The sequence below is a fragment of the Actinophytocola xinjiangensis genome (assembly GCF_001921215.1).
GTDB lineage: Bacteria > Actinomycetota > Actinomycetes > Mycobacteriales > Pseudonocardiaceae > Actinophytocola > Actinophytocola xinjiangensis.
The window spans coordinates 147,582-161,340 of the sequence record NZ_MSIF01000012.1 but is presented as its reverse complement, the minus strand read 5'-3'; the positions used below and the strand labels follow the sequence as shown (position 1 = coordinate 161,340).

Sequence of the window (13,759 nt, the reverse complement as noted above, 5' to 3'; positions counted from 1 at the left end):
ACCGTGCGCGCGCTCGACGTCGCGATCATCGTCGCGTTCCTGGTGGGAATGCCACTGCTCGGTGTACTCATCGGCGGTCGCCAGCGCTCGGCGACCGACTACTTCGTCTCCGAGCGGCGCATCCCGTGGTGGGTGGTGTGCGTGTCGGTGGTCTCCGCCGAGACCTCCACGCTGACCGTGCTGTCGGTCCCGGTCGTCGCCTACGTCGCGCCCGCCCAGGCCGGCGGCATGACCTACCTGACGCTGGCCTTCGGCTACATCGTCGGCCGGATCATCGTCTCGTTCGTCCTGCTGCCCCGCTACGTCGCCGGGGAACTGGTCACCGCCTACGCCTTCCTCGGCCAGCGCTACGGCGACGGCATGCGCGCCACCGCGTCGATCACCTTCCAGTTCACCCGGCTGCTGGCCGACGGCATCCGGCTGTTCGCCACCGCCATCCCGATCAAGGTCGTGCTCGCCTCCTACGGCGTCAACGCCTCCTACTGGGCGATCGTGGCCGTACTGGGCATCGCGATGGTCGTCTACACGTTCGTCGGCGGGGTGCGCGCGGTCGTGTGGGTCGACGCCATCCAGATGGTCTGGTACGTCATCGGCGGGATCATCGTGGTGATCGCGCTGGCCGGGGCGCTGCCCGCCGGCTGGTTCGGCGATGCCATGGACGCCAACAAGTTCCAGCTGTTCGACTTCTCCTCCAACGTGCTCACCGGCAGCTACCCGTTCATCGCGGCGTTCTTCGGCGGGGCGATGCTGGCGATGGCCTCCCACGGGGTCGACCAGCTCATCGTGCAGCGGCTGCTGGCGACCAGGGACAAGCGCGCCGCGCAGAAGGCGCTGATCGCCAGCGGCTTCGTCGTCGTGTTGCAGTTCGCGTTCTTCCTGGTCATCGGCGTGATGATGTGGGCGTTCTACCAGGCGGCGGTGCCCACCGACCCGGTCGCCGACGGCGGGCTGGGGCTCGCCAACCGCGACGAGCTGTTCGCGTCGTTCATCGTCACCGAGCTGCCCTCGGGCCTGTCCGGGTTCGTGATCGCCGGCATCCTGGCCGCCGCGCTGTCCTCGTCGCTGGGCGCGCTGGCGTCGGCGACGGTCACCGACGTCTACGAACGGGTCGTCCGCCGCCCGCTCACCGACCAGCACCGGCTGCGGCTGGGCCGGATCTGGACGGTGGTGTGGGCCGGGCTGCTGATCATCTGCGCCGGGCTGTTCGCCACCGCCAACCAGACCACCGCCGATCCGATCGTGGTGCAGGCGCTGGGCATCACCGGCTACACCTACGGCGCGCTGCTCGGCGCGTTCCTGCTCGGCCTGATCGTGCGGCGGGCCACCCAGGCCGACGGCATCGTCGCGTTCGTGGTCACCGTGGCGGTGATGACGTTCGTGATCCTGGGGGTCAAGTTCGTCGGGCCATCGGCCGAGGCCGATCCGGTGGCCAACGGCCACGGCGAGTGGTCCTCGATCACCGTCGACTTCTCCGCCGCCGCCCCGGCCGAGGGCGTCCGCACGCTGGTCAGCTGGTGGTACACCCCGCTCGGGGTCGCGGTGACGCTGGTCGTCGGCGGCCTGCTCGCCCTGCGTCACCGCGGCCGGCCGCCGGAGCCGGCGGCCGAGCAGGTCAGCGCGCGGGCGGCGTGAGGTCGCGGCGGCGGTAGCTGACCAGTTCCGTGCGGGCGCCGAAACCCAGGGCGGTGAACAGGTGCTCGGAGGCCTCGTTGCCGAGGTTGATGGTCGCCGACGCGCGGTCACGGGTGCCGGTCCGCGCCGCCAGCTCGCCCAGCAGCCGGCGGACCAGCAGCCGGCCGATGCCCACGCCGCGCATGCCGGGGTCGACGCCGACGGCGTCCACGTAGTACTCGCGTTCCTGCGCGTAGCCAGCGGCGTAGCCGAGCAGGCCGCCCTCGCCCAGCAGGACGACGACGGTGTGCCCGTCCTCGCCGGACACCAGCCGGGGGCCGGGGGTGGGGGCGTTGGGGAAACACCGGTCGTGCAGGACGGCGACGGCGGTGTGCACGGCGGGGTCGTCGGGCAGGACCACGACCCGGTCCGGTTGACGCGGCTGGGCCTGGGCGGCCTGGCCGACCAGCGCGTCCAACGCCGCCCCCGCGATGTCGAACACGCGGACGGTGGCGCCGGTGGGGATCTCGTGGCGGGCGGCGAAGTCGGCCAGCAGGCGGTGGTCGCGATGACCCAGTAAGTCCACGGCGGACACGTTGGTCATCGCCGGCAGGGCGCGGGCGGCGGCGAACAGCGCGTCGGCCGTGCGGCGCCACAGCTGGCCGGCGGCCGGGTGGTTGACCGGGACGTCGACGTACGGACCGTGCAGGAACACCCTGGTCCCCTCGTGAACCACCTCGACGCTGAGCACGCCCCGCAGCCGGCCGTTCTCGTCGGCGGCGACCACGGCCAGGTCGGCCCAGTCACCGCCGAGCCCGGCCAGTTCCTCGGTCACCTCCGCCGGCGAGTCCCCGTGGTAGGCGATGTGGTGTGCCGGATCCGCCTGCAGACGCGTGACCAGCTCGATCACGCTCGGCAGGTCCGCCGGCGACGCGGTTCGTACTCGGTACATGGCCGGAGTGTGAGGCCCCGGCGCGCACGGCGCGAACGGTTTATTCGGCGGGTTCGGCAGCCGGGACGTCCGCCGGGGCCTCCCCCGGTATCGCCGCCGGGGCCTCCGCCGGGACCTCCGCCGGGAGCGCTTCCGGCATCGCCGCCGGGATCTCGGCCGGTGCCGCCGCTGGGGCGGCTGCCGCCACCGCCGCCGGGACCGCCGTCGGGGCCGGCTGTTTCCGGTCGGCCTTGGCGTGCAGCCGCTGGGAGATGACCTGGGTGATGCCGTCGCCGCGCATGCTCACGCCGTAGAGCGCGTCGGCGATGTCCATGGTCGGCTTCTGATGGGTGATGATGATCAACTGCGAGTTGTCCCGCAGCTCCCGCAGCAGCCCGATCAGCCGGCGCATGTTCACGTCGTCCAGCGCCGCCTCGACCTCGTCCATCACGTAGAACGGCGAGGGCCGCGCCCGGAAGATCGCCACCAGCATGCCCACCGCCACCAGCGACTTCTCCCCACCGGACAGCAACGACAGGCGCTTGATCTTCTTGCCGGGCGGGCGGGCCTCCACGTCGACACCGGTGGTCAGCATGTCGTCGGGCTCGGTGAGCACCATCCGGCCGTCGCCGCCGGGGAACAGCGTCGAGAACACCACCTCGAACTCGCGCGCCACGTCCTCGTAGGCCGAGGTGAACACCTCAAGGATCTTGTCGTCGACCTCCTTGACCACCGTCAGCAGGTCACGCCGGGTCGCCTTGAGATCCTCCAGCTGGGTGGACAGGAACTTGTACCGCTCCTCCAGCGCCGCGAACTCCTCCAGCGCCAGCGGGTTGACCTTGCCCAGCAACGTCAGGTCCCGCTCGGCGCGCTTGGCCCGCCGCGCCTGGGTGTCCCGGTCGTAGGGGATCGGCGCCGGCGCGACGACCGCCTCGCCGCGCTCCTTCGCCGCCTCGAACTCGGCCACCTCCGCCTGGCTCGGCGGCACCGGGACAGCCGGCCCGTACTCGGCGACCAGGTCCTCCAGGCCGATGCCGAAGGTCTCGCCGATCTTGGCCTCGAGCTGCTCCAGGCGCAGCCGCTGCTCGGCGCGCAGCACCTCGTCGCGGTGCACGGCGTCGGTCAGCTTCTCCAGCTCGGTGGACAGCTCCCGGACCCGGTTGCGGACATCGACCAGCACCCGCTCCCGCTCGTGCCGCGAGGCCTGTACCTCGTCGCGCTCGGCCGCCGCGGCCGCCAGCGACCGGCCGATCCGCTCCAGCGCCAACTCACCGCCGGAGACCACGGCCCGCGCGACCGCCGCCCCCCTGGCCCTGGCCGCCAGCACCCGCGCCGCCCGCTCCCTGGCCTCCCGCTCGGCCCTGGCCGCGCGGCGCAGCTCCTCGGCCTTGCCGTGCAGCGCGCGGTGACGTTCCTCGGCGGTGCGCAGCGCCAGCCGCGCGTCCATCTCCTGCTGGCGGCTGGTCGCCAGCTCCGCCGACGCCTCGTCCCGCTCGGCGGTGTCCGGCTCGTGGTCCATCGGCGCTTCCTCGGCCGTGGCCAGGCGCTCCTCCAGCCCGGCCAGCGTGGTCAGCGCCTCCTCGCGGGCCTGCTCGACCTTCGTCCGCTGCGACCGCATCCGCTCGGCCTCGGCCTGCGCCGAACGCACCGCCTGCCGCAGCCGGTTGAGCCGCTCGGCCGACCGCGCGGCCCGCACCTTCGCCTCGTTGCGCGCCTCGGCGGCGGTCGCCACGTCGGCCGCCCTGGCCTGCTGCTCGGCCTTCGCCCCCGCCAGCGCGGCGGCCGCGCGCTCGGCGGCGTGCTCGCTGACCGCCAGCTTCTCGTTGGCCTCGTCGACCGCGGCCTGCACCTCGATCACGCTCTGGCCCCGGTCCGCGCCGCCGACCACCCAGTGCGCGCCGAGCACGTCACCGTCGGCGGTCACCGCCCGCACGTCGGGGAAGCGCTTCACCAGCTCGGCGGCGCCGGCCAGCGAACCGACGACCACGACCCGGTCCAGCGCCCGCAACACCGCCAGCCGCAGCGACTCCGGCGCGGCCACCAGGTCCACCGCCCAGCGGGCGTCCGGCGGCAGCTGCGGCCAGCCGACCCGGTCGGCCTGCGCCCAGCCGCCGACCAGCACCCCGGCCCGGCCGGCGTCCTCGGCGCGCAGCAGCCGCAGCGCCGCCACCGCGTCGTCACCGGAGGACACCGCCACCGCGTCGGCGACCGGGCCGAGCGCGGCGGCCAACGCCGCCTCGTGCCCCGGCTCGACGGTCAGCAGCGCGGCCACCGAGCCCAGCAGCCCCGGCAGCCGGTCCCCGGCGGCCAGCAGCGCGCCGGCGCCGTCCTTGCGCGACAGGCCCATGGCCAGCGCGTCCACCCGCGCCCGCCACGAGGCGATGTCCTTCTCGGCGGTCCGCTCGGCGGCCACGAGTTCCTCGACCCTGGCCTGGGCCGCACGCTGGGCCTCCTTGGCCTGGTCGAGGCGTTCGGTCAGGCCCTGGTCGTCGGTCTGCTCGACACCGGTCTCCGCCTCGGCCTCGGCCAGCTCCACGGCCGCGTCCTCGGCGCGTTCGGTCGCCTCGACCAGCGTCGAGGACATCCGCTCGATCTCCTCGGCGGTGGCGTTGGTCTTGCTGCGCAGCGCCTCGACCTGGCCGGCGAGCCTGGCCAGGCCCTCGCGCCGGTCGGCCACCGCGCGCACCGCCGCCAGGTGCGCCTTCTCCGCCGCCGAGACCCTGGCCTCCAGCTCCGCGCGCCGCTCGGCGGCTTCGCCGAGGATCCCCCTGGCCACCTCGACGTGCTCGCCGAGCTCGGCCTCGCGGATGGCGATCTCGGTGGCCTCCTCCTCCATGTCGTCCGGGTCGCGGCCCCCGTGCGGGGACTCGACCTCGGCCGACAGGTGGCGTTCGCGCTCGACGGCCAGCCGCACGGTGCCGCGCAGCCGCTCCTCCAACGCGGAGAGGCGGTACCAGGTGTCCTGGGCGGCGGCGAGCCGGGGCGCGTCGACCGCCAGCTGCTCCTCCAGCTCGGTCTGCCGGGAGTCGACGACCTCCAGCATCTGCTCGACCTCGTGCCGGCGGGCACGCGCGGCGGCCTCGTCGGCCTGCTCCCGCGCCAGGTCGGTGCGCTGGGTGACCAGGTCGTCGGCGTGCAGGCGCAGCCGGGCGTCACGCAGCTCGGACTGCACGGCCTGGGCCCGGCGGGCGATCTCGGCCTGCTTGCCCAACGGCTTGAGCTGGCGGCGCAGCTCGCTGGTGAGGTCGGTCAGCCGGGTCAGGTTGGCCTGCATCGCGTCCAGCTTCCGCAGCGCCTTCTCCTTGCGCTTGCGGTGCTTGAGGACCCCGGCGGCCTCCTCGATGAACGCCCGGCGCTCCTCTGGCTTGGACTCCAGGATCTGCGCGAGCTGGCCCTGACCGACGATCACGTGCATCTCGCGGCCGATGCCGGAGTCCGACAGCAGCTCCTGGATGTCCATCAGCCGGCAGGTGTTGCCGTTGATCTCGTACTCGCTGGCGCCGTCGCGGAACATCCGGCGGGTGATCGACACCTCGGTGTAGTCGATCGGCAGGGCACCGTCGGAGTTGTCGATGGTGAGGCTGACCTCGGCGCGGCCCAGCGGGGCGCGGCCGGCGGTGCCGGCGAAGATGACGTCCTCCATCTTGCCGCCGCGCAGGTCCTTGGCACCCTGGGTGCCCATGACCCAGCGCAGGGCGTCCAGCACGTTCGACTTGCCGGACCCGTTCGGTCCGACGACGCAGGTGATCCCCGGCTCGAACCGCAACGTGGTCGCCGACGCGAACGACTTGAACCCCTTGAGCGTCAGACTCTTCAGATGCACGAGTCGCGAGCCTCTCAGGTAACCGGTGCCGGCGGTCTACCGGACGAGGGTACCCGTGGCCCCCCGGCGGACGTGGGACGTGCCGGTTCCCGGGTGTTCGCCGAGCTCAGCCGACCGGGGCGGGCACCGTCAGGAAGGTGATCTCGTCCTCCAGCTTGAACTCGATCCGCGCGATCTTGCTGCGCTGGAACGAGGTCGGCGCCACGATCTCCTCGCCGGAGTTGTGGTCGGTGCCCCACCAGCCGGCGATCTCCCGCCGGCCGTAGTGGTCGTAGACGATCGCGTAGCAGCGCCGGCCTGGCGGAACGTTGGCGATCTTCATCCGCAGCTCGGTGCCCCACTCGTGGTCGAGCAGCCGCACGTCGACCCGCACGTCGCTCTCCGGCGCGGTCGCCGACCAGGTGATGCCGGGGTCGGCGACCTCGGCCGGTGGCTCCCGCAGCAGCTGCCAGCCCAGCACGCTGCCCAGCGCAACGGCCACCACCACGGCGGCGGCCACCAGGACCCGCCGGTAGCGGTTGCGCTGCGGCGGGACGAACTCGACGGTGTCCTGCGAGCCCGGCGTGTCCCTCGGCGGCGCCGGCTCCGGCGACTCCCGGGGAACCAGCAGCTCCGGCGGCGGGAGCACGGTCTTGGACGCGGGGGCGGCCAGCGTCTGGATCGGCATCGGCGCCGTCGGGTACAGCTCGCCGGGGTGCAGGCCCTCGTCGAAGTCCTCGACCGAGATCTGGTTGAGCATCCCGGGCAGCGGCGCCAACCGGATCAGCTCGGTGCGGCAGCTGTCGCAGCCGGCGATGTGGGCCTCGAACTCGTAGCGCTCCGGCGGTTCGAGCGCGCCGAGCAGGTACGCGCCCAGCGTCACGGTCTGGGTGCAGTTGTTCACGGCTCGGTCACCCCCCGTTCCTCCAGCGCGTCCCGCAGTGCCCGCAGCGCGTAGAACGAGCGGGACTTGACCGTGCCCGGCGGCACCCCGAGCACCGACGCCGCCTCGGTGATCGTGCGGCGGCGGAAGAACAGCTCGGCGATCACCGCGCGATGGTCCTTGGACAGCGCGCGCATCGCCTCGGCGACCTGCCAGCCCTGCAGGACCCGGTCGAAGTCGTCGGTGGGCCGCGCCCAGTCCCGTTCCAGGATCGGCACCTCGTCGACCCTGGCGTTCTGCTTGCGGTAGCCGGAGACGACCAGGTTGCGCGCCACCGTGTAGAGCCACGGCCCCGCCTGGTCGACCGACAGCGAGTGCGCGTTGCGCCACGCGCGCAGCAGCGTCTCCTGGACGACGTCCTCGGCGTGCTGATGGTCGCCGCCAACCGCCCTCAGCACGTAGCCGTAGAGCGGCCGCCGATAGCGGCTGTAGAGCTCACGGATGAGCTCGTCCTCCTGGTCCGGGGTGTTCCCCACACCGCAGAATTACGCCTCATCCCGGCTTCAGGTTCAACCTTGGCCGGGCCGTGACCACGACGTTATCGATCGTTTTCCGTTCGGCGGGGCCGGCTCAGCGCTCCTCGAAGCCCTCGAAGGTCCCCTTCGCCGGTGTCCAGTGCTCGACGACGGTGCTCACCTCGCCGGGTGTGGTGCCGGATCGCAGCAGGTCGAGCAGGGTGTCGCAGGCGGATCGGGATCCCTCCGCAACCACCTCCACCCGTCCGTCGTTGAGATTGCGGGCGTAGCCCGTGAGCCCCTGCTCGCGGGCACGGGCTCGGGTCCACCAGCGGAACCCGACGCCCTGGACCCGTCCGTGGACCCAGGCGGTCACCCGCACGGGCTGGTCAACTACGGTGTGGCGCACGGCGATAACCTACCGCTGCTGTACTACGCCGTCCGGAGCAATGGCGCAGTTCGAGGAGGTCGGGTCCCAGCATGTCCGAACACGGTGACGAGCTGACGCCCTTACCGGATCCGTCCGACGAGGCGAACCCGCGGTCGCCGCGTGCGCCCTACCTCGCACTCGGGGTGGCCGCCGTGGTGGTGTCGACGGTGTTCGCCACGGTCGCGTCGCTGGCCGGGTCCGGCGAGGACAAGGCCGCCCCGCCCCCGGCCAACCGGGGCTCGGTGGAGACCACCGAGTGGGACACCACCGACGTCGTCACGACCACCACCACGACGGCCGCGTCGTCCTCGGCCCCGTCGTCCTCGTCGTCGACCACCACGACAACGACGACCACCACGACAACGACCACGACCGAACAGACGGACGAGCCGACCAGGACGCCGGGCACCTCCCCCAAGCCCAATCCGACGACCACCACGCCCCCGCCGCCGGCCAACAAGCCGCCCTCGGCGAGTTTCACCTTCGGCTGCACGGATCTGACCTGCTCGTTCGACGGGAGCGGTTCGGTGGATCCGGACGGCTCGATCGCTTCCTACCGCTGGAGCTTCGGCGACAAGTCCGGCGGAAGCGGAGCCACCACCACGCACACCTACGGTCTGGGCGACACGTACACCGTGACGCTCACCGTGACTGACAACAAAGGCCTGAGTAACAGCACGAGCGAAACTGTCACGGTAACCGCACCGCCAACTACCTCGGGTATCTGATCCCGGCTTTCTCCCGTCACCCGTTGGTGGTACGTTGCCGGATCGTGACCTCCTCACGGAGACGCCCCCACGTCCTTCCCGCGCTCAGTGCGGCCCTCATCGGCGCCCTCACCGCGGGAGCCGCGACCTTCCTGGCCAACACCGAGTCCGTCGCCGATTCCGGCCGGGTCGACCTCGCCGTGGAGAAGGCCGGGTCGACCGACGCCCCCCACTCCGAGCCCGGTGACCCCCCGAGCTCGCAGACCTCCCCGCCCTCCCCCGCCCCGACCACCACGACGACCACCCCACCGGCACCGCCCCAGCCTCCCCCCAGCTCCGCCGAGCAGCCGGCCACCCAGGCCCCGCCGACCCCGCCGAGGAACACCGAGCCCCCGCAGGTGAGCCAGGAGGAACAGGTCGTCACGCTGGTCAACGCGGCCCGCGAACAGCGCGGCTGCGGCCCGGTGCGGATCGTGCCCCAGCTGGTGAAGGCCGCGCGGGGCCACAGCTCGGACATGTCCGACCGCGACTACTTCGACCACACCACGCCCGAGGGCGTCGGGTTCGCCGAGCGGATCATCGCCGCCGGCTACTCCGAGCCGGGCGCGGAGAACATCGCCAGGGGCCAGCGGTCGGCCACCCAGGTGATGAACAGCTGGATGGAGTCCGACGGCCACCGCGCCAACATCCTGAACTGCCAGCTCAGCGCCATCGGCGTCGGCCTGGACAAGGACGGCTGGTACTGGACCCAGAACTTCGGGTACTGAATCCCTCAGACCTCGAAGCGGTAACCCATGCCGGCCTCGGTCACCAGGTGCCGGGGGCGCGAGGGCCGCGGTTCGAGCTTGCGCCGCAGCTGGGCCAGGTACACCCGCAGGTAGTGCGTCTCCGACGCGTACGCCGGACCCCACACCTCCTGCAGCAGCTGCTTCTGCCCGACCAGCTTGCCCCGGTTGCGCACCAACAGCTCCAGGATCCCCCACTCGGTCGGCGTCAGGTGCACCTCGGCGCCCTCGCGCAGCACCTTCTTGGCCGCCAGGTCGACGGTGAACGCGGCGGTCTCCACCACCGCCTCCTCCCCCGGCGCCGCCGCCGACGCCCGCCGCACCGCCGCGCGCAACCGGGCCAGCAGTTCGTCCATGCCGAAGGGCTTGGTGACGTAGTCGTCGGCGCCCGCGTCCAGGGCGGCGACCTTGTCGCCGGAGTCGGTGCGCGCCGACAGCACGATGATCGGCACCGTGGTCCAGCCGCGCAGGCCCTCGATGACCGCCGTGCCGTCCAGGTCGGGCAGCCCCAGGTCGAGGATCACCACCTCCGGGCGGAACGAGGCCGCCACCCGCAGCGCCTCGGTGCCGGTCAGCGCCGTGGCGACCTCGTGGCCGCGCGCGGTCAGGTTGATCCGCAGCGCCCGCACGATCTGCGGCTCGTCGTCCACCACCAGCACCCTGGTCACCGGTCACCGCCCACGGTCGGCAGGGAGATGACGACGGTCAGGCCGCCGCCGGGGGTGTCCTCGGTTCCGATCGTTCCCGCCATCGCGTCGATGAAGCCCTTCGCCACGGACATCCCCAGCCCGGTGCCACTGGTCGAGTCGCCGAGACGCTGGAACGGCGCGAACACGGTGTCCGTGCCCTTCGGCAACCCTCTTCCATGATCCACGACCCGCAACTCGACCCGGTCGTCGTGCGCGCTCGCCCGGATCGCGATCGGCGGCTCGGCCGGCGGCACCGCGCGCGCCAGGCCGGGTGAGCCGTGCCGCAGCGCGTTGTCCACCACGTTGGCCACCACCCGTTCCAGCAGACCGAGGTCGGCGAGCACCGGTGGCAGCGACTCCGGCACGTCCACCTGCACCGCCGCCCGGCCCTCGACCCCGGACAGCGCGCGGGACACGACCTCGTCGTAGGTCACCGGCCGCAGCCGGGGGCGGACCGCGCCGGTCGCCAGCCGGGAGGAGTCCAGCAGGTTGTCGATCAGGCCGGAGAGCCGGTCGGCGGACTCCTCGACGGTGGCCAGCAGCTCCTCGGAGTCCTGCGGCGAGAGCGTCAGGTCCGGGGCGCGCAGGCTGCCGGCGGCGGCCTTGATCGAGGTCAGCGGGGTGCGCAGGTCGTGACCGACGGCCGAGAGCAGCGCGGTCCGCAGCTCGGTGGTCTCCGCGTGGCGCCGGGCCGCCTCGGCCTCGGCGGCCATCCGCTGCTGGCGCAGGGCCAGCAGTGCCTGCCCGGCCACGGTCTCCAGCACGCCCTGCGCGTCGGCCGGCAGCGCCCGCCCGCGCAGCGCCAGGTGCACGTCCGGGGTCACCACGACGTCCGCGTCGGCCTCGTCCGGGGCGTGGCAGGGGTGCGCGCCGACGGCGGCCACCCGCCGCCACTCCCCGGCGTCGCGTTCCAGCAGCGCCACCGAGGTGAGGCCGAAGTTCTCCCGGACCTTCTCCAGCAGCCGGTCGACCGGGTTCGGCGAGGTCAGCACGGTCCGCGCGTAGGAGGTGAGCAGGGCGGCCTCGGTGCGCGCGGTGGCCGCCTGGGCGGTGCGCCGCGCCGCCTGGTCCACGACCAGCGCGACCAGCACGGCGACCAGCACCAGCGCCACCAGCATGATCAGGTTCTCCTCGTCGGCGACCGCCAGCGAGTGGTAGGGCTCGGCGAAGAAGTAGTTCAGCAGCCCACCGGCCAGCACGGCCGCCAGCAGCGCCGGCGCCAGCCCGCCGACCAGGGCGACCAGCACGATCACCAGGAAGTAGGCGACCAGGTCGGTGGAGACGCTGAAGTCGTCGCGCAGCAGCACCCCGACCAGGGTCGCGAGCGACGTGCCGAGCACCGCCAGCACGAACCCGGCGACCCGGCGGGACACCGACAGCGGGCTGCCGCCGGGGCTGGGCCGCCAGCCGCGCCGGGCCTCCAGGTGGGTGACCATGTGCACGTCGATCGGGCCGGACCGCTGCACCACGCCGGCGCCGATGCCCTCGTCGAACAGCCGCGCCACCCGCGACCGCCGGGACGTGCCCAGCACCAGCTGGGTGGCGTTGACGCCCCGGGCGAAGTCCAGCAGCGCGTCCGGGACGTCCTCGCCGACGACGGTGTGGAAGGTCGCGCCGAGGTTCTTGCTCAGCGCCCGCATCTGGGCCACCGCGCGGGGTGAGGCGCCCTTGAGCCCGTCGCCGCGCAGCACGTGCAGCACCATCAGCTCGGCCCCGGCCCTGGCCGCGATCCGGCTCGCGCGGCGCACCAGCGTCTCGGTCTCCGGGCCGCCGGTGACCGCCACGACCACCCGCTCGCGGGCCTCCCAGGTGTCGGTGATCCGCTGCTCGGCCCGGTAGCGCTGGAGGGCGACGTCGACCTGGTCGGCCACCCACAGCAACGCCAGCTCACGCAGCGCGATCAGGTTGCCGGGCCGGAAGTAGTTGCCCAGGGCCGCGTCGATGCGCCGGGCGGGGTAGACGTTGCCGTGCGCCAGGCGCCGGCGCAGCGCCTCCGGGGTGAGGTCGACCAGCTCCAGCTGTTCGGCGCGGCGCACCACCTCGTCGGGCACGGTTTCCTGCTGGCGCACGCCGGTGATCCGCTCGACCACGTCGTTGACGCTCTCCAGGTGCTGCACGTTGACGGTGGACAGCACGTCGATGCCGGCCTCCAGCAGCTCCTCGATGTCCTGCCAGCGCTTGGCGTTGCGGGAGCCTGGCGCGTTGGTGTGCGCCAGCTCGTCGACCAGCACGACCTCCGGGCGGCGGGCGAGCACGGCGTCCAGGTCGAGTTCGGTGAGGTCGCGGCCCTGGTGGGACACGGTCCGCCTGGGCACCACCTCCAGGCCGGCGAGCAGTTCGTCGGTGCGCGCCCGCTCATGGGTCTCGACCAGGCCGGCGACCACGTCGGTGCCGCGCTCGACCCGCCGGTGCGCCTCGCCGAGCATGGCGTAGGTCTTGCCGACACCCGGGGCCGCGCCGAAGTAGATGCGCAGCTCGCCACGCCGGGGCTCGCTGGTGTCCACGTGCACAGTCTCCGCCCCCTGCGCGAACAGGACGAACGACCCACCGGTGCCTTGACGAGATCCTGACGCCGATCTGGTAATTGCAATGTCAACAAAAGAGCCTGGTGATACTCCAGTGTTCTGCAGTAGCGTTTGTCTCCCGATTTCCTCCGGATAAGGCCACCATGAACGACACTGCCGAACGAGGGCCACGACAGAGACGGACCCGGGCGGACGCGCTCCGCAACCGGGAGCAGATCCTGCGTTCCGCCGTTGACCTCATCATCGAGCAGGGACCGACCGCGCCGATGGACCAGATCGCGCGGCGGGCGAAGGTGGGCATCGCCACCCTGTACCGGCATTTTCCCGACCGTTCGGTATTACTCCGGCAGGTGGCGCTGGACATGCTGCGCCAGAACAGCGAGGAGGCGGCCACCGCGCTCGCCGAGGAGGCCGACGCCTTCGCGGCGATGACCCGCTACATGCACGACTCGATCGACCTGCGGATCGGCGTGGTCATGCCGGTCCTCGTCGACCGCATCGCCATGGACGACGAACTGCTCGCCGCCCGCAAGGAGTCCCGCGACGCCGTGCACGCCCTGGTCTCGGCCGCGCACCGCGAGGGCTCGCTGCGCCTGGACGTCACCAGCGGCGACATCAGCCTGCTGATCATCCGGTTCACCCCGCCGCTGCCCGGCGCCATGGACCCCGAGGCCAACCACCTGCTCAGCCACCGGCACCTGGAACTGCTGCTCGACGGCCTGGTGCGGGTGATGTTCGACCAGGAACTGCCCGGCCCGGCCATGTCGGTCGACGACCTCACCGGCATCCCGCCCGGCCCCGGCCCCGGCTACGCCGGCATGACCGCCCAGCTGCGCGCCAAGGACCGTGGCCGCTGCCGGCCGACGGCCGCCTCGTAACCG

12 protein-coding genes are annotated in these 13,759 nt (G+C 72.7%); 4 read left to right on the top strand and 8 right to left on the bottom strand.

All coding sequences use genetic code 11. The annotated features are described in order from the left end of the window. Positions 1-3 precede the first annotated feature (3 nt). Entirely contained in the window at positions 4-1,632 is a 1,629-nt protein-coding gene (locus BLA60_RS23720) for a sodium:solute symporter (RefSeq protein WP_075135166.1), read from the top strand. On the opposite strand, the gene BLA60_RS23715 is transcribed toward BLA60_RS23720, so the two are convergent. The 6 genes from BLA60_RS23715 to BLA60_RS45650 form a co-directional block, all read right to left on the bottom strand. Then, positions 1,613-2,563 (bottom strand): GNAT family N-acetyltransferase, encoded by a 951-nt coding sequence (locus tag BLA60_RS23715; RefSeq protein ID WP_075135165.1) that lies wholly within the window; start codon positions 2,561-2,563, stop codon positions 1,613-1,615. The genes BLA60_RS23720 and BLA60_RS23715 overlap by 20 nt on opposite strands. 40 nt (positions 2,564-2,603) lie before the next feature. Beyond that, entirely contained in the window at positions 2,604-6,365 is a 3,762-nt protein-coding gene (gene smc, locus BLA60_RS23710; RefSeq protein WP_084735213.1) for a chromosome segregation protein SMC, read from the bottom strand. A 106-nt stretch (positions 6,366-6,471) separates the two neighbouring features. Then, complete coding sequence (locus BLA60_RS23705; RefSeq protein WP_075135164.1) at positions 6,472-7,248, bottom strand: zf-HC2 domain-containing protein; 777 nt, start codon at positions 7,246-7,248, stop codon at positions 6,472-6,474. Continuing rightward, the gene (locus tag BLA60_RS23700) at positions 7,245-7,763 is read right to left on the bottom strand and encodes a sigma-70 family RNA polymerase sigma factor (RefSeq protein ID WP_075135163.1); all 519 of its coding nucleotides are present in this window, start codon (positions 7,761-7,763) and stop codon (positions 7,245-7,247) included. The genes BLA60_RS23705 and BLA60_RS23700 overlap by 4 nt, the downstream gene beginning before the upstream one ends. A 94-nt stretch (positions 7,764-7,857) precedes the next feature. Continuing rightward, a complete protein-coding gene (locus BLA60_RS23695) occupies positions 7,858-8,151 on the bottom strand; it encodes an acylphosphatase (RefSeq protein ID WP_075135162.1) in 294 nt (97 codons plus the stop codon). A 148-nt stretch (positions 8,152-8,299) separates the two neighbouring features. Then, positions 8,300-8,665, bottom strand: a complete 366-nt coding sequence (locus BLA60_RS45650) for a hypothetical protein (protein ID WP_245812109.1) — start codon at positions 8,663-8,665, stop codon at positions 8,300-8,302. A 4-nt stretch (positions 8,666-8,669) separates the two neighbouring features. Between BLA60_RS45650 and BLA60_RS45645 the strand changes: the two genes are divergently transcribed. Further along, positions 8,670-8,900, top strand: coding sequence for a PKD domain-containing protein (locus BLA60_RS45645; RefSeq protein WP_425427084.1), 231 nt, complete (start codon positions 8,670-8,672; stop codon positions 8,898-8,900). A gap of 44 nt (positions 8,901-8,944) precedes the next feature. Next, positions 8,945-9,646, top strand: a complete 702-nt coding sequence (locus BLA60_RS23685) for a CAP domain-containing protein (RefSeq protein ID WP_075135160.1) — start codon at positions 8,945-8,947, stop codon at positions 9,644-9,646. A gap of 5 nt (positions 9,647-9,651) precedes the next feature. Here BLA60_RS23685 and BLA60_RS23680 read toward each other — a convergent pair whose 3' ends face one another. Both BLA60_RS23680 and BLA60_RS23675 read right to left on the bottom strand, forming a co-directional pair. Then, positions 9,652-10,332, bottom strand: a complete 681-nt coding sequence (locus BLA60_RS23680) for a response regulator (protein WP_075135159.1) — start codon at positions 10,330-10,332, stop codon at positions 9,652-9,654. Next, positions 10,329-12,863, bottom strand: coding sequence for a sensor histidine kinase (locus BLA60_RS23675; RefSeq protein ID WP_154814539.1), 2,535 nt, complete (start codon positions 12,861-12,863; stop codon positions 10,329-10,331). The genes BLA60_RS23680 and BLA60_RS23675 overlap by 4 nt, the downstream gene beginning before the upstream one ends. Positions 12,864-13,021: 158 nt before the next feature. On the opposite strand from BLA60_RS23675, the gene BLA60_RS23670 reads away from it, so the two are divergent. Beyond that, entirely contained in the window at positions 13,022-13,756 is a 735-nt protein-coding gene (locus BLA60_RS23670; RefSeq protein ID WP_075135157.1) for a TetR/AcrR family transcriptional regulator, read from the top strand. The last annotated feature ends 3 nt before the right edge of the window (positions 13,757-13,759 follow it).

What these genes read in the sequence shown, in the direction of transcription:
- BLA60_RS23715 (WP_075135165.1), bottom strand. Translation starts at nt 2,563, where the DNA reads ATGTACCGAGTACGAACCGCGTCGCCGGCGGACCTGCCGAGCGTGATC.
- BLA60_RS23670 (WP_075135157.1), top strand. Translation starts at nt 13,022, where the DNA reads ATGAACGACACTGCCGAACGAGGGCCACGACAGAGACGGACCCGGGCG.